Here is a 23,605-nt window from a genome sequence, read left to right on the forward strand (position 1 = left end):
GCTGGGGAGGGCGGAAGCGATGATCGGCAAAGCGTGTCGGGTGGCGGTTCTACGCTGTAGCGGTGCCATTCTGATTGCGGCTGCCGCCGGGTTCGCGCTGCCCGCCGCCGCACAGGAGGCGGCACGCGTTCCGGTGCCGCCGGAGGGGATCGCCGCGTTCGACCGCGGCGACTATGGCAAGGCGGCGGACGCGATCATTCCCGCGTTCGAGAATTGCCGGACGCAGCAGCCACAGGGTACCGTTTGCGCCGATCTGGCGATGGCCAGCGCCATGCTGGTCGCGACGGCCGGCAACATCAAGGTTGAGGACGTCATCCTGCGCGCGCAGGACTATATCGATACGCGCGTCGGGCGGGAGAGTCAGGAGGCGCTGGGCATGCTTGGCGGGTTGACCAGCTATTACGACCGGCTGGTCGCGATGGACAAGTTCGTGCCGGTTGCGGAGCGGCGGCTGGCGCTCGCGCGCAAGTTGCAGGGGCCGACGGGCCGCACGGCGGTGATCGCCGCAGTATCGCTGTGCATCGCGCAGTGGAATTTGGGCAAGGGGCAGGCGGCGGTGGAGCTGTTGTCGCCGCTGGCGGGCAAATTGCCCGAGAAGACTTCGGACGAGATGATGCTGGCCGGGATGGTGCATGAATGCACCGGTACCGCCTATTACTCGATGGATCGCGATCGTGAGGCGGAGCAATCCTTCCGTCAGGCTGTGGCGTTGTTCGAGCGGGCCGAGGGGGAAAAGGGCGTTCGTTCGCTCGACGCCATGGCGGGCCTTGCCAACGCGTTGCGTCGCCAGGGTCGTGACGCCGATGCGCGGGCGATGGCGGTGCGGATCGACCGCCTTGCCAAGCCCGACGCACAGGTCCGCTCGCGGATTGCATGGTGGGCGACCGGGCCCGCCGCCAACCCGATCGAGGCGGCGCGCGCCGAGCTGGCGAAGGCCGAGAAGCAGTTTGGCGCGCAATCGGCGATGGCCGATGTGGCGGCGGCGGGACTGGGCATCGCGCTGATCGATGCAGGACAGACCGGCGAGGCCGAACCCTATCTGGCGCGGCTGGCGGCGGCGACGCGGAACGAGGCCAATCCGGCATCGGTGCGGATCAAGTTGCTGACCGGCCAGATCTTGGCGATCGCCAAACAGGACGGGGGCCGGTTCGACCGCGCGCTGCCGGTGATCGAACAGCTGGTGGCGATCGCCAAGCGCACCGACGCGGGCAGCGACAAGTTGTTGATCAATTTCCAGATGTATGCGGGCGCGATGCTGACCGCCAGCGGGCGGCCGGGTCGCGCCTATCCCTATCTGACCGATGCCGGGAGGCTGTTGCTCGCGCGCCTTGCCAGCTATCGCGATTTCGATGCCGCAGCGCAGAGCGAGACGCGGGAATATTCGCCGATTTTTCGGTTCAAGGTCGCCACGGCCTGGCGGCTGGCACAGGCACGTTGAGAACCTACAGCGCCGCCTTCCCAGGCTGCGACACGATTTCCACGATCACATCGCCCTCACGCAACAGCTTTGCCTCCGGCTGGAAGAACCCGAATGGCGTGCCGTCGCGATACACGCGCACGCCCAAGCCGGTGGCGATGGCGGCGAGGGGCGTGCCGACTTCGCTTGTGCGGACCGCACGCTCGCTCAGCACCACGGGACCGTCGATGCTGGCAAGGTCCATCATGTAGTCCGCGATGTGCTGGCTCTTGCACGAGCTGGCGAGGAGCAGCCCGGCGAAACTGACCGGGTTGATGACGGTGGTCGCCCCGGCGGCGCGGGCGGGAAGTTCATTGTCTTCGGCCTTGACCACCGTGCTGATCTTCAGATCCGGGGCCAGATGACGGGCAGTCAGGGTGATGAGCACTGATGTGTCGTCACGACCGGCGCTGACGATCATCGATGCGGCGCGGGTGATCTTGACGTCTTCCAGCGTCTGATCGCGGGTCGCGTCCGCCTGAAGCACGATGCAGCCGCAATTGCGGGCGCGTTCGAGCGCGTCGGTATTGCCGTCGATCACGACGATGCAGCCGGGATCGGTGCCGCGTGCGATCAGTTCATCGACCGCTTCGGAACCGGTGGTCCCGAACCCCGCGACGATGATGTGGCCTTTGAGATTTTTCTGGATGAGGGCCATGCGCCATTTATCCCAGGTGCGTTGGAGGACGAAATTATAGGCGGTGCCGACGAACAGCAGCACCACGAAGATGCGGATCGGAGTCACGATCAGGCCGTCGAACAGCCGCGCCTGATCGCTGACCGGGGCGATATCGCCATAGCCGGTCGTGGTGATCGAGATCATCGTGAAATAGATGATGTCGAGAAAGCTGATATGGCCGTCATAATTGTCGCGCAGCCCTTCGCGGTCGAACCAGTGGACCGCCACCGCCAGCGCGATCAGCGCGAGCACCGCAAGCACGCGCCAGCCGATCGAGACCCAGACCGGCAGCGTCGATTTTCGTTTCAGCGTTGAGTGAGGGATCAGGCGCATTCAGTCTTTCAGGGGCGTGCCGGGAGCCTTGGAAGCGGATCGACCGGGGTGCGTCCCTGTCGCATTTCGAAATGCAGCTGGGGCCGGGTGGTTCCCGAATCGCCGGACAGCGCGATCATCTGGCCGCGCTTTACCGACTGGCCGCGCTGGACGATCAGCTGACCGGCATGGCCGTAAACCGTGGTCCAGCCGCTGCCGTGCTGGAGGATGACGAGACCGCCGAGCGAGGGAATATCGCTGCCGACATAGGCCACGGTGCCGTCCGCGGCGGCGAGGATCGGGGTGTCGAGCGGGACGGCGATTTTCAGCCCGTCGCTGCGCTCGCCACTGGCGACGGGGCCGAAGCGGCGGATGAGCTGGCCGCGCACGGGCCATTGGAACTGGCCTTTGAGCGAAGCCGGCGGCGCGACGGCGGTGCCGGGGGAGAGGACGCGCGCGGAGGAAGCGGTCGGGCGGGCAGGGCGCTCGCGTTCGCGGATCGCGGGCTGGCTGCCGGTGACGATGTCGTCGATGTCGAGGCGGAAGGCGGCGGCGCGTTCTTCGCGCGTGCGCGGGCGATCTTCGCCGGGGATCAGCACGCGTTGCCCGACGCGCAGGATGTACGGTTCGGCGAGGTCGTTGGTGGTGACGATGCGGCCCCAATCGACGCCGTAAGCGCGGGCGATGGCGATGCCGGTCTCGCCTGCGCGGACAAGGTGGTAACGGCCGCCGGGAATGCTCAGCCGCTGGCCGGCGCGGATGGTGAAGGGCGGTTGCAGGCCGTTGGCGCGGGCGATGGCTTCCGAACCTGCACCCGTCCTGTCGGCAATGCCACGCAAGGTGTCGCCGGACTGGACGACATAGGTCGAATCGGAGACGGCGCGGGCATCGGCGGTGACGGTGCGCGCCTCCCAGGACGGCGGCGGGGCGGGCAAAGCGGGGACGTCCTCGCGGCGCGGCGCGCGGGTCGGGTCCTCGTCGCGGTAGGGCGGACGCGGGCGCGCATCGTCACGACCCTGCGGAATGCACGCGGCAGTCAGCGAGAACATTGCCAGCGTGGCAAGTGAACGAAGGCGGCGTCGTGCGATCATGCCCTCCCCGACATTAACCAAAAGTGCGGGTCAGCATATCAAGCGATTCACGGTGCGTCATGTCGAGATGGAGCGGGGTCACGGTGATATAGCCCAGCTCAATCGCCTCCAGATCGGTATCGACCACCGGCGTGTGCGGGACCTTGCCAAGGCCGAACCAGTAATAGTCGAAACCGCGCGGGTCGGTGCGCTTGTCGAGTTTGAGGCGGCCATAGTCGCGCAGGCCCTGACCGACTGCCTTGATCCCCGCGACATCGGCGGCGGGGACGGGCGGGAAGTTGACGTTCATCAGTGTGCGGGGTGTCCATTCGGCGGCGAGGAGCGGGCGCAGGACGCGCTCGCCCCATGCCTCCGCCGCCTCGAAGCTGACGCGTTCGCCGGGGGCGGACAGGGCATAACGCTGGCTGAGCGCGATTGAGCGGATGCCGGCCAGCGCGCCCTCCATCGCAGCGGCGACGGTGCCGGAATAGCTGACATCCTCACCCAGATTGGCGCCCCGATTGACGCCGGACAGGATCAGGTCGGGTTTGGCGTCCTTCATCACCTCGGCCAGCGCCATCATCACCGCGTCGGTCGGCGTGCCGGTGACGGCAAAGCGACGCTCACCGAACTGGCGCAGACGAACCGGGTCGGTAAGGGTGAGCGAGCGGCCCTTGCCCGACTGTTCCTCGATCGGCGCGACGATGGTGATGTCGTCGGAGAGGGTGCGGGCGACGGCTTCGAGGACGGTCAGGCCATGCGCGTGAACGCCGTCGTCGTTGGTGAGGAGGATTTTCATTTGGGTTCGAGGCGATTGAGGCCGCGCAGATAGGGTTGCAGCACGTCCGGCACCGCGACCGAGCCGTCCGCCTGCTGGTAGTTTTCGAGGACGGCGACGAGCGTCCGCCCAACCGCGAGGCCGGAGCCGTTGAGGGTGTGGACGAACCGCGTCGCCTTTTCCCCCTCGGGGCGGAAGCGGGCGTTCATGCGGCGGGCCTGGAAATCGGTGCAGGTCGAGACGCTGCTGATCTCGCGATAGCGCGCCTGGCCGGGCAGCCACACTTCGAGGTCGTAGGTGCGCGCGGCGCTGAACCCCATGTCGCCCGCGCACAGCTTCATGCGGCGGAAGGCGAGGCCGAGTTTGCTCAGGATATCCTCGGCGCACGCGGTCATGCGCTCATGCTCGGCTTCGGATGCTTCGGGGGTGACGATGGAGACCATCTCGACCTTGTCGAACTGATGCTGCCGGATATAGCCGCGCGTGTCGCGGCCCGCCGCGCCGGCTTCCGAGCGGAAACAGGGGGTCAGGGCGGTAAAGCGCAGCGGCAGTTCGTCGTGCGACAGGATTTTTTCGCGGACGATGTTGGTCAGGCTGACTTCGGCGGTCGGGATCAGCCAGCGGCCGTCGGTGGTGCGGAACAGGTCCTCGGCAAATTTGGGGAGCTGGCCGGTGCCGTAAACGGCTTCGTCGCGGACGAGCAGGGGCGGATTCACTTCCTCGAACCCGTGGTCGACCGTCAGCGTGTCGAGCATGAACTGGCCGAGTGCGCGGGCGAGTTTGGCCGCGTGGCCCCGGACGAGCGTGAAGCGGGCACCGGCGAGGAGTGCGCCGGTCTCGAAATCGAGGCCGAGGGCGGGGCCGAATGCATCGTGCTCCCGTGGCTCGAAGTCGAAGGATGGCAGTGTGCCGTGTTCGTGGACGAGCTGGTTGTCGTCCTCGTCCGCGCCCTCCGGCACATCGGCGGCGGGGAGGTTGGGGAGGGCGGAGAGCGCGGCTTTCAGAGCTTCGTCAGCAGGTCCCTGCTCGGCGGTAAGTCGTTCGAGGTCGTCCTTGAGCGTTGCGACTTCAGCCATCAGCGCCTGCGCCCTGGCTTCGTCCTTCGCGGCCTTGGCTTGGCCAACCTGCTTCGAGAGGTCGTTGCGGCGGGCCTGAACCTCTTGCTGCGCGGTCGTGACCGCGCGGCGCGCTTCGTCGAGGCTGGCAAGGTGGGTGGCTTGGGGAGCCATTCCCCGACGCGCCAAACCAGCGTCGAAGGCTTCGGGGTTTTCGCGGATGAAACGGATGTCGTGCATGGCCGTGGCTATGGCTTTGCGCGTTGCCGCGCGCAAGCCGCCGCGCGCGGCGGCGGTGGGGCTTTGCGCGACGAACCGCGCAACCCGCCGTGCGCGGCGGGCGTTGGGGGTGCATCAGACCAAGGAGAAAAACTGATGCAAGTTCCGCATAACGCCGTTGTCGTCGTTGCCGATGGCCGCAAGATGCTGTTGCTCAGGAACGAAGGCGATGCCGAGTATCCGAACCTTCAGCTTGAGAAGAAGCGCGAGCAGGAGAATCCTTCGACCAGCGAACAGGCGACCGACGTATCGGGGCGTGCGCAATCGACGCGGATGGCGGGCGGGGCGTTCGCGTCAGGCGGCGGCACGATGGACAATGCCGATTTCCACCAGATCGAGGAGGACAAGTTCGCGGTGGAAACGGCGGAATTGCTGAAGAAGCGCGCGTTGAACAATGATTTCGAGACGCTCATCATCATCGCGCCGCCGCGCACGCTGGGCGAATTGCGCAAAAACTATCACAAGGAAGTCGAACAGCGTCTGGCCGGCGAGATCGACAAGGATCTCACCGGCCATACGATTCCCGATATCGAGAAGGCGCTGTTAGCCGCCGATTAAATTACTCGGCGGGCTCGGCCGTCTTGGCCTTGCGGTTCTGGAAGCGTTTGCGCGCGACCAGGGCCGCAGCAGCCGCACCGAACAGCAGGACCATCGGCGGTGCCGGCACCGGCTCCGGACCGCCCGACGAGCTGCTGGTGCCGCTCGACGTGCCGCTGGAGGTGGAGGTGCTGGACGAAGTCGACGTGCTCCACCCGCTCGACGTGCTCCATCCGCTCGACGTGGACGACGAAACGTCGCCGGAAGAGCTGGCAGATGTCGAAGCCGAGGTTGAGCTCGACGTGGATGACGAGACGTCACCCGACGACGATGCCGAGGTCGATGACGAGACATCGCCCGAAGACGAGGCCGACGACGACACGTCGCCCGACGAGGCCGAGGAGACGTTGCCGCTCGATCCGCCCGATGCCGACGAGACGTTACCGCTGGACGACGACGAGACATCGCCTGACGAACCGCCCGAGGCCGAACTGGTCGAAGAGCCGCCGGTTGACGAGGTGCTGGTGCTCGACATGCCGCCGGTGGACGACGACGAGCCGCCGGTCGAGGACGACACGTCGCCGCTCGATCCGCCGCTGGACGAGGTCGAACTGACGCTGCCGCTGGAAGTGGAGGAGCCGCCGGTCGAGGTGGACCCCCCCGATGTGCTGGTCGAGCCGCCGCTGGTGCTGGACGTCGACGAGATCACGATCCCGCCGCTGCCCGATCCGCTGCCGCCACCCGAACCGCCGAAAAAGCCGCCCGCGAAGAAGCCGCCGGAAAATCCGCCGCCACCACCGCCGACCATGCCACCGGCTGCTGCGGAAGCCGCACCGCCGCCACCGCCACCGCCCATGATCGGCATTTCGCCGCTGGAACCATAGCCGGTGGGGGGCAGCGGGATCGCCGCGCCCTGAGTCGTGACGGTCAATACCTGGGGCTGGCACTGTGCCGTGGTCGTCACCGTGCGGCGCACGACGCGCTTGCGCATCGGGCGCTTGACCACCCGCTTGGTGATGACGCGCTTTTTCGCCACGCCCTGTTGCTGGGCATAGCCGCGCTCGGCGCGGGTTTCGGCGACATGCACCGCGCCGCCGCCGATAACGGCACCGCCGCACGCACATGCGCAAAGTTTAGCCAAGGCCATCTTAACCGACATGCTTTGTACTCTCTTGTCCCCAGAGACTGCCCCGATGCTGCGCGATACAGCGTCTTTGCAGGCTCAATGGCCAGAAAGTGCAGAAGAAAGTATTAAGTTCAATCGCGTTAACCATGGTTTGAAGATGGTTGGGACGATTTCACCAATCGATCGTGGACGTTACATGGTTAACGTTCCGTTGAGGGACAGTCGTGGCGTTATTCTTAACCTTTATTTACCATAATCGCCGAATCTGAATGGATCGGTTACGGGCGATTCAGCTTCGTGCAATTTCCCGCATGGCAAGAACGGCTTGGCGCAGGAATCGGCGGATTCGGACGCTTGTGGAGTGCGGCGCGCGCTCGTATAGCGCCCGCGGGCAAAAAGCGGGTTCCGACTGGCAATCGTAACCCGGTGTGGAGAGTGGCATGGCGACCGTTTACGACCATCGTGACGAACCCGAAGGAGTGCCAGTGGCTGCGAATGACCTTCCCGACGGTTATCGCCCCGGCGCCGACGAACCATTTATGAACCCGCGACAATTGCAGTATTTCCGTGAGAAACTGCTGGCGTGGAAAGACGCGATTCATCGTGAGGCGGCGGGGACGCTGTCGCAGTTGCAAGTCGATTCGCTGCGCGAAGCCGATTTGACGGATCGCGCATCGAGCGAGACCGACTGGTCGATCGAACTGCGCACCCGTGACCGTCAACGCAAGCTGATCGCCAAGATCGACGCGGCGATGCGCCGGATCGACGACGGCGAATATGGCTTTTGCGAGGTTTCGGGGGAGCCGATCAGCCTAGGCCGGCTGGAGGCACGTCCGATCGCCACGATGACGGTCGAGGCGCAGGAGCGGCACGAGCGCAACGAGAAGGTTTCGCGCGACGAATAGCGCCAAATCGGACGCGAAACGATTTAGCCCGGTTAACGCTTTAGATAGTCATTGCTGTTCTAATCGCGCGCAGAAGTGAATTGCACGAGCGCCGGATGGACCAGTTTTCGACCGATCCCCTGCACGCCAGTCTCAGCGATGACGCCGCGTTTCAGCGGTCGGGGTCGCGTGACAGTTTGCTGCTGTCCGCAATGCTGCGGATGGCGGGCAGCCCCGATGTGACGGTGCGAGTTCGCAATCTTTCCTCAGGCGGCCTGATGGCCGAATATGCGCAGCCTGTCGTACAGGGTGCGCCGGTCGAGGTCGATGTGCGCGGCGTGGGCTGGATCAACGGCCGCATCGCTTGGGCCGCGGAAGGCCGAATCGGGATCGCGTTCGAACGCGAGATCGATCCGATGGCCGCACGAAAGCCCGTGGGTGCGACGCGACCGACATCATATAAACCGGTCAAACGCGCCCTTTAAGGGCCGTCGTTTACGCGCCGTCTGGTCACTATGATTTCAGAAAGCGATGCGCGCGATCCGTGCCGGTCGCGCGGGTGGCGCCACCCCGGCCGAGAGCCAGGGCGACACCAGGTACACGCGCTTTACTATTGAAGCGCGATTTCCTCCTTTACGCGGAGCTTCCGACGCTTCAGGTCGCCGATGACGACCGGATCGGGTAGAGGCCGTTGCGACTCGGCACTGATCTTCTGATCCAGTGTCGCGTGCTTGGCCACAAGTGCCGACAGATGCGCATTCTGCATGGAAGCAATCCTCCTTCGTGGGTTGGGGGATGCGAAGTAAATCACGATTCGCGGGGCTTGTCGCCCCTTGCGAATCGGCCATTCGACAAGGCAACATCGTTCTGCGACGGGCCGATTCCGGGGGTAATGAGGGGGTGATGGACGAAACCGAGATTCTACGCCGGCTGGAATTGTTGCGCGTGGATCATCGTGACCTGGATGCCGCGATCGATGCGTTGGCGATGGCGGGCGCGCCGGACCAGCTGCAGATCGCCCGACTGAAAAAACGCAAGCTGCGGCTGCGCGACGAGATCGCCATGCTGGAGGATCAGCTGATCCCCGATATCATCGCGTAGCTGGGGTCGGTCCGCTTTGGGACAAATGGCGTGTGCGATTGGCTATTTCGTTAACGGAATGTTTCTGACACCTTCATCGTCATGACAGGGGATGTGGGGACATCGCGGATCCATCGCAGGTTGATCGACTCGCTTTATACCGAGTCGATGCTGCTGGCGGATGAGGCGCGCGGCTATTTCGATGAGATGGGGCGCGACGAGCGCAATTCGCTCGATGCGATGACGCGAGTCGTCTTCTCGTGCGAGTCGCTGAAGGTGACGACCCGGTTGATGCACGTCATCGCGTGGCTGCTGACGCAACGCGCGGTCGATGCGGGAGAGATCGCGGCGCGCGACGCGCTCGATCCGTCGCGGCGGCTGGGCACAGCACCCGCGACCGATGACGCGGCATTCGATTCGATGCCGATGGCGGCACAGGGCCTGATCGCGGCGAGCCAGGATCTGTATCGCCGGGTCGCGCGGATCGATTCGGCGCAGGACGACGAGGTGCTCGTGCAAATGAGCCCGGTCAGGTCGATGCAGGATCGTCTGGCACTCGCCTTTTAGGACGCGCTCCAGCCACCCTGCGACAGCGCACCGATCCGCTCTCGCGCTTCACGATATTCACGGTCGAGCCGATCGACGAATTCGGCGACCGGCATCACGGACTTGATTGCGCCGATGCCTTGACCCGAACCCCAGATATCGCGCCAGGCTTTGACCTTCGTATTGCCGCCCGAGCCGAAATTCATCGTGCTGGGGTCGCTGACCGGCAGATTGTCGGGGTCGAGCCCTGCTGCCACGATCGAGCCGCGCAAATAATTGCCGTGAACCCCGGTGAAGAGGTTGGTATAAACGATATCGGCCGCACTGCTGCCGACGATCCCGTCCTTGTAGTTTTGCTCGGCATTGGCCTCTGTCGTGGCGATGAAGGGTGAGCCGATATAGCCGAGATCGGCGCCCATCGCCTGTGCCGCGAGCACCGCGCCGCCGGTGGCGATCGATCCGGACAGGATGATCGGCCCGTCGAACCAGGCGCGCGTTTCCTGCACGAAGGCGAATGGGCTGAGTACGCCGGCATGGCCGCCCGCGCCGGTGCAGACGAGGATCAGGCCGTCCGCGCTCTTCTCCACTGCCTTGTGTGCGAAGCGGTCGTTGATGACGTCGTGGAGCGCGATGCCGCCCCATGAATGCACCGCCTGATTGACCGCCTCCTGCGCGCCCAGCGAGGTGATGACGATCGGCACCTGCCATTTGGCGCAGGTCGCGAGGTCCGCCTCAAGCCGGTCATTCGAGCGGTGGACGATCTGGTTGACGGCGTAGGGCGCGGCGGGGCGGTCGGGATTGTCGCGGTTCCACGCCGCCAGCTCCTCGGTAATGCGGTGCAGCCATTCGTCGAGCTGGCTCTGCGGTCGTGCGTTCAGCGCCGGGAAGGAGCCGACGATCCCCGCCTTGCACTGGGCGATGACCAGCTCGACGCCGGAGACGATGAAAAGCGGCGATCCGATGACCGGAAGGCGAAGGCGATTGAAGAGTGCGGGTAGGGCCATACCCGTTTCATAACCGAACTGAATTGCCTGTCCAGCAGTGCCGGTCGTTGCCGTACCTGAAATTCGAATCAATCGATGCGGATCAGGCCGGTGCGAAATCGGCGCTGGCGATCGGCGTAATTCTGTGCGGACAGCAGCAATGCGGCGCGCGTCGTGTCGTCAAGCGTGCGGATCGCGCGCGCGGGGCTGCCGACGATCAGGCTGCCGGGCGGAAAGACCTTGCCCTCCGTCACCAATGCCCCCGCGCCGATCAGGCAATCGTCGCCAATTTCGGCGCGGTTGAGGACGATCGCGCCCATGCCGACGAGCACGCGATTGCCGATCGTACAGCCATGCAGGATGGCATGATGGCCGATCGTGCAATCCTGTCCGATCGTCAGCGGCGCGCCGGGGTCGGAGTGGAGCATTGCCCCCTCCTGAACATTGCTGCGTTCGCCGACGACGATCGGGGTGTTGTCGGCGCGGATGACGGCGCCGAACCAGATGCTCGCTCCGGCGGCGAGATGAACGTCGCCGATCACGTCGGCGCTGGGCGCGATCCAGGCGTCGGGATCGATGGCCGGGGCAACGCCCTCGAACGAATAGACCGCCATGTTTCCCCCATGATTTTCGTTACGGGGCGGAACGTCCCGCCTTCTCAACCGTATATCCGACAGACTCGGCAGTGCCGAGGCGTTTTCGGGAGACGGCACGTGATCAACCTTATCATTCTTCTCATCGTCGGTGGTGTACTCGGCTGGCTCGCCAGCATCGTCATGCGCACCGATGCCCAGCAGGGCATTTTCCTCAATATCGTGGTCGGCATTGTCGGCGCGTTGCTTGCAGGCCTGCTGATTGCCCCGCTGATCGGCGGCGGCACGATTACCCAAGGTTCGTTCAGCGCGATGTCGCTGCTGGTTTCGTTCCTGGGTGCAGTCGTTCTGCTTGCGATCGTCAATCTGGTGCGCCGCGGTTCGGTGCGCTGAACGATCTATAACCATCCCAAGCAAACTAAGGGCGGCTTCGGCCGCCCTTTTTTTGTCAGGGCGCGACGAGGTGTGGAATGCCCGGCACATGGATACCGAGTGCGATCGCAAGGGCCACTGCCCCGAACAGGATCGCCAGTATCGACGACATCGAAAACAGTCCCCAGCCGACAGCGACCACCATCGTGGGATTGGGCCGCGACTGACGACGGTTCTGTTCGGCTGACAGCAAGACGAAACCGGCAAGCAGGCCGTACATGAATACTGAAAATTCGATCATTCTATATCCCCGCCCCCAGGAACTGACGATCACGCTAAGGCCGAATGGTTAACGCTTCAATGCACACGCCGGGATTTTTGCCGCAGTGCAGCGTGAATTTTGCTCGGCTTGTCGATCTGCCCGAGAAGCCGCGCGTTGCTTGACCCGCTGGCACCGCCGCGCCTATCGCCACGGCGACAAGCGGAGGAGAGAATCGCGGCGATGAAAAAGCTCTATCCCAATGCCGAGGCCGCCCTCGAAGGTCTGCTGCACGACGGCATGACGATCTGCGCCGGGGGGTTCGGCCTGTGTGGCATTCCCGAGCGACTGATCGATGCGATCCAGGCGGCGGGCACCACCGGCCTGACCATCGCCAGCAATAATGCCGGGATCGATGGCGAGGGGCTGGGCAAGTTGCTGCGCAGCCGTCAGGTCAAGAAGATGATCTCGTCCTATGTCGGCGAGAACAAGGAGTTCGAGCGGCAATATCTGAGCGGCGAGCTGGAGGTCGAGTTCTGCCCGCAAGGCACGCTGGCCGAGCGCTGCCGCGCGGGCGGGGCGGGGATTCCGGGCTTTTACACCCGCACCGGCGTCGGCACGAAAGTGGCCGAGGGCAAGGAAAGCAAGATTTTCGACGGCGAGGAGTTCATCCTGGAGCGCGGCATCCGCGCCGATCTGGCGATCATCAAGGGGTGGAAGGCCGATGAGAGCGGCAATTTGATCTTTCGTAAAACCGCGCGCAATTTCAACCAGCCGATGGCGACCGCCGCGAACATCTGCGTCGCCGAGGTCGAGGAAGTGGTACCGGTCGGCAGCCTCGACCCCGATACGATCCATTTGCCCGGCATCTATGTGAAGCGGATGATTATCGGCGCGCCATACGACAAGAAGATCGAGTTCCGTACCGTCCGGATCCGCGAGGGTGCTTGAGGAGCGTTCGATGAGCCTGCCGCATGAAATCAAGCTCGACCCCAAATTATTGCAGGGCGATGCGCGCGAAATCGCGCGACTGTGGGTAACGCATCGCGGTCCGGCGACGGTGTTCCTCGCCCCGGGTCATTTGGCGGACCCGGCGATGTTCGGCATGTTGCTGGTCGATACCGCGCGCCACGCGGCACGCGCCTATGCCCAGGCGCTTGGGCTGAGCGAGGAAGAGGCGTTGCAACGATTGTTGCTGGGGTTCGATGCGGAACGGGGCACGCCCACCAGCGCGCTGTCCACGCCCGACGATCGCAAGGATCGGCACTGATGGCGCCGGCGCGCTTTCGCACGCTGATTGCGCTGGCGTCGATCCCGGCGCTGGCGGGCGGCTGCGTCGCCGCCGCTATTCCGGCGGGGGCCGCGCTGTTGATCGGCCGTCAGCAATTACGCTCTGAGCGCCCGCCGGGGCTGATCCCCGATCGCAAGGCTGCGGCGCGCGCGATGCAACAGGCCGACAAGCAGGTCGAGGATGCGGGCAAGGCAGCCCCTGTCGGAACGCGGATCGCTTCGCCGGACGAGGCCGCAGCATTCACCAGTCCGCGCGCACCGCAACGCACGGCGTCGCTGCCCGCACCATTTGACGGGCGCACGCCTGCTACGATGCAGTATCTCTATGGATCGGGGGAGGCAGCGGCGCTGTCGATCCAGGCCTATCAGGGGCTGTGGACCTATTTCGCCAAGCCGATCGCCGAACGCCGCGCCGGACGCGCGGTGGATAGCGTGGTTTTGTCGAAGGGGGCGACGCTGGCCTCCCCGGCATTCGACAAATGCGGATACCGTCCGTTGGCGGTGCTGCTCGACATCGACGAGACCGTCATTCTCAACATGGGATATCAGGCGGACGAAGTGCGGCGCGGCGCGCGTTTCGACGAAGAACGCTGGGCGCGCTGGGAGCAGACCGGGGCAGGGCAGGTGGTTGCCGTGCCGGGTGCGGCCGAGACGATCGCGGCGTTGCGGCAGGAGGGGGTGACGGTGATCTTCAACTCCAACCGCGATGCCCGCTTTGCTGCGCAGACGATCGCCGCGCTCAACGGCGCGGGACTGGGGCCGGCCGAGCATGGCAAGACATTGTGGCTGAAGGGTGATTTCGGGGGCGACAGCGGCAAGGACGCGCGGCGCTGGGCAATTTCTGAGAAGTACTGCGTGGTGGCGATGGTCGGCGACCAGCTGGGCGATTTCACCGATCTGTTCAACGCGGGCTATATCGCGCCGGTGCGCCGCAATCTGGCGATGGCGTCGCTGGTCAGCGCAAAATGGGGCAGCGGCTGGTTCCTGCTGCCCAATCCGATTTACGGCACTGCGCTGAAGGGCGAACTCGGCGAAATCGTGCCGAGCGACAAGCAATGGACGGATCCCGGCCCGGGAGCCGTGCCAGCACCCGCGCCCACCCCAGCCCCGGCCCCAGTGCCCGCCGCCACGCCCACACCACAGAATTGAACAGACGGAGCTTTTAATGCCCTGGACCCGTGACGAAATGGCCGCCCGCGCCGCAAAGGAATTGCAGGACGGCTTCTATGTGAATCTGGGCATTGGCATTCCGACGTTGGTCGCCAACCACATCCCGGCGGGGGTCGAGGTCACCTTGCAGTCGGAGAACGGGATGCTGGGCATCGGGCCGTTCCCCTATGAAGGCGAGGAAGACCCCGACCTTATCAACGCGGGCAAGCAGACGATCAGCGAACTGCCGCAATCGGTATATTTCAGTAGCGCCGACAGCTTTGCGATGATCCGTGGCGGCCATATCGACCTGACCGTGCTGGGCGCGATGGAGATCAGTGAGGGCGGCGACATCGCCAACTGGATGATCCCCGGCAAGATGATAAAGGGCATGGGCGGCGCGATGGATCTGGTCGCCGGGGTCAAGAAGATCATCGTGGTGATGGAGCATAATTCCAAGGACGGCGGCGCGAAGTTCATCCCGGAATGCACGCTGCCGCTGACCGGCAAGAATGTCGTCGACATGATCGTCACCGATCTCGCGGTGTTTCAGCGCGTCGATCATGACTCGCCGTTCCGCCTGATCGAACTGGCCCCCGGCGTGACCGAGGACGAGGTCGCGGCGAAGACGACGGCGGCCTATGAGGTGGCGCTGATCGCCGCGTGATGTGGCGCTGGGCGGCGATCGTCGGCCTGATACTGGTGAGCGTGGTGGGAGCGATGGCCTTGTTCGTGTCGCCGCCGCGTCTGCTCTCGATTGCCGATGCCGCGATGGGCGGCGGGGTCGGGGTCGAGCGCGTTGCGACGGGGGTCAGCTTTGGCGCGCATGGTCAGACACTGGATGTGTGGCGGCCAACTGGTGCGGTGACGTCGCGCCCCGTGCTGATCTTCTGGTATGGCGGCGGCTGGGTAAAGGGTGACCGGGGTGCCTATGCGTTCGCCGCGCGCGCCTTTGCCCGTGCCGGCTATGTCGTGGTGGTGCCGAATTACCGGAAGGTCCCGGACGTGCGCTTTCCCGCGTTTTTGCAGGATGGCGCGGCGGCGGTGAAATGGACGCGCGATCATGTGCGCGAGTTCGGCGGCGATCCTGAGCGGATCGCGCTCGCGGGGCATTCGGCCGGAGCGTACACGGTGGCGATGCTGGCGCTCGACAAAAGATGGCTGGAAGCGGAGGGCGTCGATCCAGCGATTGTTCGCGCAGGCGTGGGTCTGAGCGGGCCGTATGATTTCTATCCGTTCGACACGAAGCGTTCGATCGATGCGATGGCGGGCGTGGCCGATCCGATGGCGACGCAGCCGATCCGCTTTGCGCGCGGCGATGCGCCGCCGCTGCTGCTGGTGACATCGACTGACGACACCGTGGTGCGTCCTAAGAATGCGATCAATCTGGAGCGGCTCCTGCGCCAGGCAGGCGCGCCGGTCGAGTTGAAAAACTATGATGGCCTCAGCCATGAAGAGGTCGTGATGGCGCTGTCCAAACCGTTTCGCGGCAAGGCACCGGTGCTGGCCGACAGCCTGTCGTTCCTTGAAAAGGCGCTCGCACCGGACGGGGTTTAGGCGTAGCCTTGGCCCATGTTTGCCGCCCTTCGCCATCGTTATCTGGACCTGCTGGGCTCGATCTACATCTATAACGAGCATCGCGGTTACACGAGCATCGACCGGGTGCTGGAGGCGGTACGAGCGCGCGCGCCGGACGATCACGCGCTGATCGCCGCGGTCGAGCAGCATCGCGCCGACGAGCGCAAACATTATGTGATGTTCAAACGCTGGTTCGAGTTGCGCGGGCAGATGCCGCTGAACGTGAACCGCACCTGCGGCCATATCGACCGCTTTGTCGAGATCATGTTCGGGCGCATGATCGACAATCTGGACACCGACGCGATCATCGCCGAGGATTCGCAGTTCGAGAAATTGTGCCGCGTCATCTCGTTGACCGAGCAGCGCGGGTTCAAGCAGGTCGAAATTCTGCTCAACCACCCGCTGGTCCGCCACGACCGCGCGCTGATCCGCATATTCCAGGTGATCCACCGCGACGAACCGAGTCACTGGGCACCCTATGACGGCTGGCTGAAGGCGAACGGCAAGCGCGACCCCAAATGGTGGGAGCGTGCGGTGGACACCTTCATCCATTCCGAATTGCTGTTCGTGAAACTGCCGTTGTTGTTCCTGAACCCGTGGGTGAAACGCAGGACTGACTGGGCGGATGTCGGCGAACCCGTGCTTGCGAAGCCTGCGCCCGCCATCGCATAAGACGGCAATGCGGATTCTTCTGACAGGTTCGTCCGGCTGGCTCGGCCGCTTTCTTGCGCCGATGCTGCGGGGTGCGGGGCATGATGTGACCGGGCTGGACGTCGCGCCGGGTGCCGATACGGATGTGATCGGCAGCGTCGCAGATCGCGCGCTGATCGAACGGGTGTTCGGTGAGCGCGGGATCGAAGCGGTCATTCATGGCGGCGCGTTGCACAAGCCGGACATTGCGCGATATCCGAAGCAGGCGTTCGTCGATGTCAATGTCACCGGTACGCTCAATCTGCTCGAGACGGCGGTTGCGGCCGGGCATGACCGGTTTGTCTTTACCTCCACCACGTCGCTGATGATCAGCCAGGCGATCCGCGACGAGGCGGGTGAGGCGGCGGTGTGGCTTGATGAGGATAGCGGCCCGATCGAGCCGCGCAACATCTATGGCGTGACGAAGTTCGCCGCGGAGCAACTGTGCCGCCTGTTCCATCTGGAGCACGGACTAAACTGCGTCGTGTTGCGCACGGCGCGATTCTTTCCGGAGGATGACGACACACATGCGTTTCCGCCGAGCGTGAATTTGAAGGCAAACGAGTTTCTCAACCGGCGGCTGACGGTGGAGGACGCGGCGCGCGCGCATCTGGCGGCGCTGGAGCGGGCGGGGGATGTCGGGTTCGGGACCTATATCGTGTCCGCACCAACGCCGTTCGTGCGGGCGGACGCGGCCGAGTTGAAGCGCGACGCGGCGGCGGTGATTGCTCGGTATTTCCCGGATGTGGCGGAGCTTTACGCCGCGCAGGGGTGGGTGCTGCCCGAGCGTATCGGGCGGGTTTACGATAGCGGGCGGATCCAACGTGAGCTGGGCTTTCGGTTCAATACCGGTTTTGCCGAGGTGCTGGCGGCGTTGCGCGAAGACGAACAGCTGCCTTTTGCGCACGACGCCGACTATGTCTCACCCAAGGAGACGGTTTAGTCCAGCTTCGCCTCCGAAAATGTCGCCTGTGTTTGCCCCTGCGCAACAAAGGCGTAAGGGCAGGGCCATTATGGCCAGCAAACCGCTCACCCTTTACGAGAAAATCTGGGCCGCGCATGTCGTGGAGCGCCGCGATGACGGCACGTGCCTGATCTATATCGACCGGCATCTGGTCCATGAAGTGACCAGCCCGCAGGCGTTCGAGGGGCTGCGCGTTGCAGGACGCAGAGTTCGGCGGCCTGACCTGACGCTGGCGGTGCCGGACCATAATCTGCCGACCACGGCGCGGGTGGATGCGGCGGGTAATCGCCTGCCGATCGCCGATATCGAGAGTGCGGCACAGCTTGCCGCGCTGGAGCGCAATGTCGCTGAGTTCGGGATCGATTATTTCGGAGCGACTGCGCCGGAGCAGGGCATCGTGCATGTTGTGGGGCCGGAGCAGGGCTTTACGCTGCCGGGCACGACATTGGTGTGTGGTGACAGCCATACATCGGCGCATGGTGCGCTCGGCGCGCTGGCGTTTGGGATCGGGACGAGCGAGGTCGAGCATGTGCTGGCGACGCAGACGTTGCTGCTGAACCAGTCGAAAACGATGGAAATCCGGGTCGATGGCTCGCTGGGCTATGGCGTCAGCGCGAAGGACGTGGTGCTCGCGATCATCGGCAAGACGGGGGCAGCGGGGGGCACCGGTTATGTCGTCGAATATACAGGCGACGTGATCCGTGGCCTGTCGATCGAGGGGCGGCTGACGATCAGCAACATGTCGATCGAGGGCGGCGCGCGGTCCGGCCTGATTGCGCCGGATGAGACGACCTATACCTATCTGAAGGGGCGTCCGATGGTCCCCGCTGGCGAGGCTTGGGAACAGGCGCTGGCGTGGTGGAAGACGCTGCCGACCGATCCCGGCGCGGTGTATGACAAGGTCGTCCAGTTACATGCGACCGACATTTCGCCATCGCTGACCTGGGGGACGAGCCCCGAGGACGTAGTGCCGATCACTGGCTTCGTGCCCGACCCCGAGAGTTTCGCCGACCCGGCCAAGCGCATCGCGGCGCAGAAGTCGCTGGATTATATGGGGCTGACGGCGGGCACGCGGATGCAGGATATTTCGGTCGAGAATATCTTCATCGGCAGCTGCACCAACAGCCGGATCGAGGATCTGCGCGCCGCTGCTTCGGTGGTGAAGGGGCGGCATGTCGCGGACGGCATTCGGCAGGCGCTGATCGTGCCCGGCTCGGGACTGGTCAAGCGCCAGGCCGAGGCCGAAGGGCTGGACCGTATCTTTATCGAGGCCGGGTTCGACTGGCGCGAGCCGGGCTGTTCCATGTGTCTCGCCATGAACCCGGATAAAGTGCCGCCGGGCGAACGCTGTGCTTCCACTTCCAATCGAAACTTTGTAGGAAGGCAGGGTCCGGGCGCGCGTACCCACCTCGTCTCACCCGCAATGGCGGCGGCGGCGGCGGTGACTGGAAAGCTCACGGACGTTCGGGACCTGATGGGTGCCCAATGAGGGGGATGACCTGTGAAGCGCGTATTGGTGTTATTGGTCGCGGGAACGATCTTGAGCGGTGCGGCGGCAGTTTTCGCCACGGCGAACGCGCGTGCGGTGGCGGCGGACGCAAAGCCGGTTCCGGCAGCGGACCCCGCAGCGCGTTAAGCGCGGGCAACTTCGTTCGACAATTGCGGGTTTTCACGGGCGCTGGTCCGGCGGAGGCGTTTGCCCGTCGGCGACCGACGCCCGTTTTCACATCGGGAGCAGATCGATGGACGCGGTGAAGAAGGTCGAAGGCGGTGCCTATCCCTGGGGCGCCAAGAATATCGACACCGACATTATCATCCCGGCGCACTGGCTGAAGACGATCACCCGTGAGGGGTTGGGCAGGGGCGCGTTCGAGACGGTGCGTGCGCAGCCGGGCAATATCTTCGACGATCCTGCCTATGCCGGATCGCCGATCCTGATCGCGGGCGATAATTTCGGGTGCGGGTCGAGCCGTGAGCATGCCGCCTGGGCGCTGGCCGATATGGGCATCAAGGCGGTGATCGCGCCGAGTTATTCCGACATTTTTTCGGGCAATGCGTTCAAGAACGGCATCGTCGCCGTCGTGTTGCCACAGGAAGCGATCGACCGGTTGATCGAGGTGGCGAAGACCGAGCCAGTGACGATCGACCTGGAGACGATGACCGTCACGACGCCGTTTCAGGACCGGTTCGAGTTCGAGATGGACGCGTTCCGCCGCGACTGTTTGATGCAGGGGCTGGACGAGATCGGCCTGACACTGGCAAGAGATACCGCGATTTCGAATTTCGAATCGACGGTCGGCAACGCACGCCCGTGGATCTATGGGGAGAGCGGACATGCGGGCATTGCTGTCGAAGGCACCGGGCGGACCTGAAACTCTAAGTCTGGACGAACTGCCCGATCCGGTCGCCAAGCCGGGCGAAGTGCTGGTGGCCGTCAAGGCGTGTGCGCTCAACTATCCCGACGTGCTCATCATCGAGGACCGGTATCAGTTCAAACCGCCGCGCCCGTTCGCACCGGGCGGTGAGATTGCCGGTGTGGTCGAGGCAGTCGGGGAGGGTGTCACCGACCTGAAACCCGGCGACCGCGTGCTGGGATCAACCGGCTGGAACGGGCTGGCCGAGAAAGCTGCGGTCGAACGGTGGCGACTGTATAAATTACCCGAGGGGAAGAGCTTCGAGCAGGGTGCGTCGCTGCTGATGACCTATGGCACCAGCATCCATGCGTTGCTGGATCGCGGGCATTTAAAGGCTGGCGATACGCTGCTGGTGCTGGGGGCTGCGGGTGGCATCGGGCTGTCGGTGATCGAGCTGGGCAAGGCGTTCGGCGCGCGTGTCGTGGCGGCGGTGTCGAGCGAGGAAAAGGCGGCGGCGGCGCGGGCGGCGGGCGCGGACGACGTGGTGATCTATGGCCGCGCCCCGTTCGACAAGGACCAGTCCAAGGCGCTGGCCGAACAGTTCAAGGCGGCGGTTGGGCCTAACGGCGCGCAGGTGATTTACGATCCGGTCGGGGGCGATTATGCCGAACCGGCGCTGCGTTCGATCGGCTGGGAAGGGCGGTATCTGGTCGTCGGATTTCCGGCGGGCATCCCGAAGCTGCCGCTCAACCTGACCCTGCTGAAAAGCTGCGATGTCTGCGGCGTATTCTGGGGTGCCTTCGCGGCGCGCGATCCGAAAGCGAATGCGGCGCATGTCGAGCACCTCTTCCGGCTGTGGGAGGAGGGCAAGATCAACCCGCATGTCAGCGAAGTCTTCGCGTTCGAGGATGGCGGCAAGGCAATCGCCAAGCTGGGCGCACGCGGCGCGATTGGCAAGCTGGTGGTGAAAATCGCGGACTAGCGGGTCGGGCGTTCGCGGTGGACGAGCGAGACCAGCACAAACGAGATAATCATCAGCAGGTACCACGCACCCAGCTTTTGCGGGTGGACCATGCTCCACGCGCTTTCCTGCCCCGGATAAAGCCAGGCGCGGGAAAAGGTACCGATATTCTCCGCGAACCAGATGAACAGCGCGACCAGCAGCCAGCCGAACAGCAATGGCATCCAGCGTTCGGTACGAAACGGCGTGAACCACACCTTGGTGCGCCAGAACAGCAGGGCGGTCGCTGCGAACAGGATCAGGCGGATATCGGGCAGCCAATGGTGGGCGAAGAAGTTGACGTAGATCGCCGCCGCCAGCGCATAGCTAGTCCAGCGCGGCGGATAATGATCGAAGCGGAAATGGAAGATGCGCCAGACGCGGGCGATATAGCTGCCGACCGCCGCATACATGAAGCCTGAGAAGAGCGGTACATCGCCGATCCGCAGCACGCTGGGCTCGGGGTAAAGCCATGAACCGTGGGCCGTCTTGAACAACTCCATCACCGTGCCGACGATGTGGAAGGCGAGGATGACTCTGGCCTCGCTCCAGCTTTCGAGGCGGAAGGCGAGCATGGCGAGCTGGATCGCCACCGCGCCGAGGGTGAGGAAATCATAACGCGCGAGGGGAGCGTCGGCCGGGTAGAACAGGTGCGTGGCGAACAGCAGCGCCAGCATCAACGCGCCGAACAGGCAGGCCCAACCCTGTTTGAACCCGAACAGGGCGAATTCGTAAAGCGCACCCTGCCAGCCGGAGGTCGGCTGCGCCGCCTCCAGCCGCGCACGGATGCGGGCAAAGCGGGTCGCGCCCGCTCCGGCCATTGCTACTTCCCTGCTTGCCGCCGCGCCATGAACGCCAGTCGCTCGAACAGCATCACGTCCTGCTCGTTCTTGAGCAGTGCGCCGTGCAGCGGCGGAATCGCCTTGGTCGGATCGCGGTTCTGGAGGACCTCCAGCGGCATGTCCTCGTGCAGCAGCAGTTTCAGCCAGTCGAGCAACTCGCTGGTGCTGGGCTTCTTCTTTAGGCCGGGAACTTCGCGGATGTCGTAGAAGATATCCATCGCCTTGCTCACCAGGATCTTCTGGATGCCGGGGAAGTGGACGTCGATGATCGCCTGCATCGTGCCGCGATCGGGGAATTTGATGTAATGGAAGAAGCAGCGGCGCAGGAACGCGTCGGGCAGTTCCTTCTCGTTGTTGCTGGTGATGACGACGATCGGGCGTTCGACGGCCGTAACGGTTTCGTTGGTCTCATAGACGTGGAATGCCATGCGATCGAGTTCGTGGAGCAGGTCATTCGGAAACTCGATATCGGCCTTGTCGATCTCGTCGATCAATAGGACGGGGAGCTGGGGCGAGGTGAACGCATCCCAGAGCTTGCCCTTGCGAATGTAGTTGGAAATGTCGTGGACACGTTCATCGCCCAGCTGACCGTCGCGCAGTCGGGCGACCGCGTCATATTCGTAAAGGCCCTGATGTGCCTTGGTCGTCGATTTGACGTTCCACTCGATCAGCGGCGCGCCGATCGCCTTGGCGATTTCATAGGCTAGCACGGTCTTGCCGGTGCCGGGTTCGCCCTTGACCAGCAACGGGCGGCGGAGCGTCACGGCGGCGTTGACCGCGACCTTCAGATCGTCGGTGGCGACATAATCCTGCGTGCCTTCAAAGCGCATCCCAGCCCCTCATCATAGTGGCGATCATATTGGAAGATCGGGTATGCGGTAGCGGGATTGCGCGGGCAAGCGCAAGCGGTCAGTCGCCTTGGCGGGCCGATGCGCGGGCTTCGAGCAGATCCCACAGGCCGCGATGCTGCGCCAGCATCTGTTGCGCGCCGAACAGCATTGCGCGCTCGACCGACAGCCGCGCGGTGAGCGCGTCGATGACGGTCGCGGTCTCATAGATCGGGGGGAGGGTCGAATGCGGCGGGTCGATGCCGAGGCGCGTTGCCGCGACGTCCAGCACCTGGCGGATCGCCGGCCAGTCCATCACCAGCGCCAGCGCGGTGCCATCGGCACAGCCGCTGCGGCCGGATTGGGCGAGCATGTCGAGCGCGTGGCGTTGCGCGGCGACGGCGGATTCGGATGCGGCCTGGCCGGGTGTGCTGGGCAGTGGTCCGGCGGCGGCCACGAGGCGAACGACGAATGCGCGCTCTGCGGCAAAGCCGGTCATCGCCTCTGATATCCACGCGGCGGTCGACGATTCGTGCGAATGCGATGCGGCCTGTTCGATGATGTCGGGATGCCGCGCGTGCAGCAGGCAAATCTGGTGGATGGCATCGGTCAGGTCGCGCATCGGCGCGATTCCCGTCGTCAGCCGCGCGACATAACGGTGGCTGGCAGACCCGTCCGCCGCCACGAGCGCCACCAGCGTGCCCGAAGCGCCGCCAAGTCCCGCAGTCTGGACCGAATCGAAAGCCATAGTCCCCCACGATCGAACCGGCGCCGAACTTCCGGCACCGTGCGCACCCCTGTGCACCACAGGGTTATACCGAACCGCGTAAAGACGTGGTGTATGTGGGGTTTACTGTTCGGGAAGGTGTGGACGTGGCGTTCCGGCAAACGGAACGCGCGGC

31 protein-coding genes are annotated in these 23,605 nt (G+C 64.5%); 20 read left to right on the top strand and 11 right to left on the bottom strand.

Going from position 1 to position 23,605, the window contains the following annotated elements; genetic code table 11:
* The first annotated feature begins 19 nt into the window (after positions 1-19).
* Positions 20-1,438, top strand: a complete 1,419-nt coding sequence (locus U1702_RS04280) for a tetratricopeptide repeat protein (RefSeq protein ID WP_332722364.1) — start codon at positions 20-22, stop codon at positions 1,436-1,438.
* Between the two features lie 4 nt (positions 1,439-1,442).
* On the opposite strand, the gene U1702_RS04285 is transcribed toward U1702_RS04280, so the two are convergent.
* The 4 genes from U1702_RS04285 to serS are packed head-to-tail and all read right to left on the bottom strand — an operon-like array spanning position 1,443 to position 5,590.
* Positions 1,443-2,468: a potassium channel family protein gene (locus tag U1702_RS04285; protein WP_332722366.1), complete on the bottom strand. Its 1,026-nt coding sequence runs from the start codon at positions 2,466-2,468 to the stop codon at positions 1,443-1,445.
* A gap of 8 nt (positions 2,469-2,476) precedes the next feature.
* Positions 2,477-3,538, bottom strand: coding sequence for a peptidoglycan DD-metalloendopeptidase family protein (locus tag U1702_RS04290; RefSeq protein WP_332722368.1), 1,062 nt, complete (start codon positions 3,536-3,538; stop codon positions 2,477-2,479).
* Between the two features lie 13 nt (positions 3,539-3,551).
* A complete protein-coding gene (gene surE / locus U1702_RS04295) occupies positions 3,552-4,316 on the bottom strand; it encodes a 5'/3'-nucleotidase SurE (RefSeq protein ID WP_332722370.1) in 765 nt (254 codons plus the stop codon).
* Positions 4,313-5,590: a serine--tRNA ligase gene (gene serS / locus U1702_RS04300; protein ID WP_332722372.1), complete on the bottom strand. Its 1,278-nt coding sequence runs from the start codon at positions 5,588-5,590 to the stop codon at positions 4,313-4,315. The genes surE and serS overlap by 4 nt, the downstream gene beginning before the upstream one ends.
* 10 nt (positions 5,591-5,600) lie before the next feature.
* On the opposite strand from serS, the gene U1702_RS04305 reads away from it, so the two are divergent.
* The 5 genes from U1702_RS04305 to U1702_RS04325 all read left to right on the top strand — a co-directional run bounded on the left by U1702_RS04305 (position 5,601) and on the right by U1702_RS04325 (position 8,661).
* On the top strand, positions 5,601-5,726 hold the full coding sequence (locus tag U1702_RS04305; RefSeq protein ID WP_332722374.1) for a hypothetical protein: 126 nt from the start codon (positions 5,601-5,603) through the stop codon (positions 5,724-5,726).
* Entirely contained in the window at positions 5,726-6,187 is a 462-nt protein-coding gene (locus tag U1702_RS04310) for a host attachment family protein (protein ID WP_332722376.1), read from the top strand. Before U1702_RS04305 ends, U1702_RS04310 begins: the two co-directional genes overlap by 1 nt.
* A 23-nt stretch (positions 6,188-6,210) precedes the next feature.
* Positions 6,211-7,050 (top strand): hypothetical protein, encoded by an 840-nt coding sequence (locus tag U1702_RS04315; RefSeq protein WP_332722378.1) that lies wholly within the window; start codon positions 6,211-6,213, stop codon positions 7,048-7,050.
* Between the two features lie 682 nt (positions 7,051-7,732).
* Complete coding sequence (gene dksA / locus U1702_RS04320; RefSeq protein ID WP_332722379.1) at positions 7,733-8,197, top strand: RNA polymerase-binding protein DksA; 465 nt, start codon at positions 7,733-7,735, stop codon at positions 8,195-8,197.
* Positions 8,198-8,277: 80 nt separating this feature from the next.
* The gene (locus tag U1702_RS04325; protein WP_332722381.1) at positions 8,278-8,661 is read left to right on the top strand and encodes a PilZ domain-containing protein; all 384 of its coding nucleotides are present in this window, start codon (positions 8,278-8,280) and stop codon (positions 8,659-8,661) included.
* A gap of 125 nt (positions 8,662-8,786) precedes the next feature.
* Here the strand turns inward: U1702_RS04325 and U1702_RS04330 are convergent, their stop codons facing one another.
* Positions 8,787-8,942, bottom strand: a complete 156-nt coding sequence (locus U1702_RS04330) for a YdcH family protein (RefSeq protein ID WP_332722383.1) — start codon at positions 8,940-8,942, stop codon at positions 8,787-8,789.
* A 137-nt stretch (positions 8,943-9,079) separates the two neighbouring features.
* On the opposite strand from U1702_RS04330, the gene U1702_RS04335 reads away from it, so the two are divergent.
* Positions 9,080-9,277, top strand: a complete 198-nt coding sequence (locus tag U1702_RS04335) for a YdcH family protein (RefSeq protein WP_332722385.1) — start codon at positions 9,080-9,082, stop codon at positions 9,275-9,277.
* Positions 9,278-9,358: 81 nt separating this feature from the next.
* On the top strand, positions 9,359-9,823 hold the full coding sequence (locus U1702_RS04340; protein ID WP_332722387.1) for a DUF1465 family protein: 465 nt from the start codon (positions 9,359-9,361) through the stop codon (positions 9,821-9,823).
* On the opposite strand, the gene U1702_RS04345 is transcribed toward U1702_RS04340, so the two are convergent.
* Both U1702_RS04345 and U1702_RS04350 read right to left on the bottom strand, forming a co-directional pair.
* Complete coding sequence (locus U1702_RS04345; protein WP_332724565.1) at positions 9,820-10,806, bottom strand: NAD(P)H-dependent flavin oxidoreductase; 987 nt, start codon at positions 10,804-10,806, stop codon at positions 9,820-9,822. The genes U1702_RS04340 and U1702_RS04345 overlap by 4 nt on opposite strands.
* A gap of 68 nt (positions 10,807-10,874) precedes the next feature.
* Positions 10,875-11,399 carry a gamma carbonic anhydrase family protein gene (locus tag U1702_RS04350; protein ID WP_332722389.1) on the bottom strand — a complete coding sequence of 175 codons (525 nt, stop codon included), beginning with the start codon at positions 11,397-11,399 and terminating at the stop codon, positions 10,875-10,877.
* A 102-nt stretch (positions 11,400-11,501) separates the two neighbouring features.
* On the opposite strand from U1702_RS04350, the gene U1702_RS04355 reads away from it, so the two are divergent.
* Complete coding sequence (locus tag U1702_RS04355; protein ID WP_332724567.1) at positions 11,502-11,771, top strand: GlsB/YeaQ/YmgE family stress response membrane protein; 270 nt, start codon at positions 11,502-11,504, stop codon at positions 11,769-11,771.
* A 55-nt stretch (positions 11,772-11,826) separates the two neighbouring features.
* Here U1702_RS04355 and U1702_RS04360 read toward each other — a convergent pair whose 3' ends face one another.
* Positions 11,827-12,051: a hypothetical protein gene (locus U1702_RS04360; RefSeq protein ID WP_332722390.1), complete on the bottom strand. Its 225-nt coding sequence runs from the start codon at positions 12,049-12,051 to the stop codon at positions 11,827-11,829.
* Between the two features lie 201 nt (positions 12,052-12,252).
* Here U1702_RS04360 and U1702_RS04365 point away from each other — a divergent pair, with 201 nt between their 5' ends.
* The 11 genes from U1702_RS04365 to U1702_RS04415 all read left to right on the top strand — a co-directional run bounded on the left by U1702_RS04365 (position 12,253) and on the right by U1702_RS04415 (position 21,016).
* On the top strand, positions 12,253-12,960 hold the full coding sequence (locus U1702_RS04365) for a CoA transferase subunit A (protein WP_332722391.1): 708 nt from the start codon (positions 12,253-12,255) through the stop codon (positions 12,958-12,960).
* 10 nt (positions 12,961-12,970) lie between these two features.
* Entirely contained in the window at positions 12,971-13,279 is a 309-nt protein-coding gene (locus U1702_RS04370) for a DUF5076 domain-containing protein (RefSeq protein WP_332722393.1), read from the top strand.
* Complete coding sequence (locus U1702_RS04375) at positions 13,279-14,448, top strand: HAD family acid phosphatase (protein ID WP_332722394.1); 1,170 nt, start codon at positions 13,279-13,281, stop codon at positions 14,446-14,448. The genes U1702_RS04370 and U1702_RS04375 overlap by 1 nt, the downstream gene beginning before the upstream one ends.
* A gap of 16 nt (positions 14,449-14,464) precedes the next feature.
* Positions 14,465-15,115 (top strand): CoA transferase subunit B, encoded by a 651-nt coding sequence (locus U1702_RS04380; protein WP_332722396.1) that lies wholly within the window; start codon positions 14,465-14,467, stop codon positions 15,113-15,115.
* Positions 15,115-16,005, top strand: coding sequence for an alpha/beta hydrolase (locus tag U1702_RS04385; RefSeq protein ID WP_332724569.1), 891 nt, complete (start codon positions 15,115-15,117; stop codon positions 16,003-16,005). The genes U1702_RS04380 and U1702_RS04385 overlap by 1 nt, the downstream gene beginning before the upstream one ends.
* 15 nt (positions 16,006-16,020) lie before the next feature.
* Entirely contained in the window at positions 16,021-16,698 is a 678-nt protein-coding gene (locus tag U1702_RS04390) for a ferritin-like domain-containing protein (RefSeq protein WP_332722397.1), read from the top strand.
* A gap of 7 nt (positions 16,699-16,705) precedes the next feature.
* Positions 16,706-17,659: an NAD-dependent epimerase/dehydratase family protein gene (locus U1702_RS04395; protein ID WP_332722399.1), complete on the top strand. Its 954-nt coding sequence runs from the start codon at positions 16,706-16,708 to the stop codon at positions 17,657-17,659.
* Between the two features lie 70 nt (positions 17,660-17,729).
* On the top strand, positions 17,730-19,169 hold the full coding sequence (leuC, locus tag U1702_RS04400) for a 3-isopropylmalate dehydratase large subunit (protein WP_332722401.1): 1,440 nt from the start codon (positions 17,730-17,732) through the stop codon (positions 19,167-19,169).
* A gap of 12 nt (positions 19,170-19,181) precedes the next feature.
* Positions 19,182-19,316 carry a hypothetical protein gene (locus U1702_RS04405; protein ID WP_332722403.1) on the top strand — a complete coding sequence of 45 codons (135 nt, stop codon included), beginning with the start codon at positions 19,182-19,184 and terminating at the stop codon, positions 19,314-19,316.
* A gap of 106 nt (positions 19,317-19,422) precedes the next feature.
* Positions 19,423-20,052, top strand: coding sequence for a 3-isopropylmalate dehydratase small subunit (gene leuD, locus U1702_RS04410; RefSeq protein ID WP_332722405.1), 630 nt, complete (start codon positions 19,423-19,425; stop codon positions 20,050-20,052).
* On the top strand, positions 20,015-21,016 hold the full coding sequence (locus U1702_RS04415) for an NADPH:quinone oxidoreductase family protein (RefSeq protein WP_332722406.1): 1,002 nt from the start codon (positions 20,015-20,017) through the stop codon (positions 21,014-21,016). Before leuD ends, U1702_RS04415 begins: the two co-directional genes overlap by 38 nt.
* Here U1702_RS04415 and U1702_RS04420 read toward each other — a convergent pair.
* The 3 genes from U1702_RS04420 to U1702_RS04430 form a co-directional block, all read right to left on the bottom strand.
* Positions 21,013-21,855: a DUF817 domain-containing protein gene (locus U1702_RS04420; RefSeq protein WP_332722408.1), complete on the bottom strand. Its 843-nt coding sequence runs from the start codon at positions 21,853-21,855 to the stop codon at positions 21,013-21,015. The two genes, U1702_RS04415 and U1702_RS04420, sit on opposite strands and share 4 nt — an antisense overlap.
* Before the next feature lie 2 nt (positions 21,856-21,857).
* Positions 21,858-22,706 (bottom strand): AAA family ATPase, encoded by an 849-nt coding sequence (locus U1702_RS04425; RefSeq protein ID WP_332722409.1) that lies wholly within the window; start codon positions 22,704-22,706, stop codon positions 21,858-21,860.
* A 79-nt stretch (positions 22,707-22,785) separates the two neighbouring features.
* Positions 22,786-23,451, bottom strand: a complete 666-nt coding sequence (locus U1702_RS04430; protein ID WP_332722411.1) for a DUF6975 family protein — start codon at positions 23,449-23,451, stop codon at positions 22,786-22,788.
* Positions 23,452-23,605: the final 154 nt, after the last annotated feature.

The organism is Sphingomonas sp. LT1P40, assembly GCF_036663835.1.
In the GTDB taxonomy this organism is placed as follows: domain Bacteria; phylum Pseudomonadota; class Alphaproteobacteria; order Sphingomonadales; family Sphingomonadaceae; genus Sphingomonas.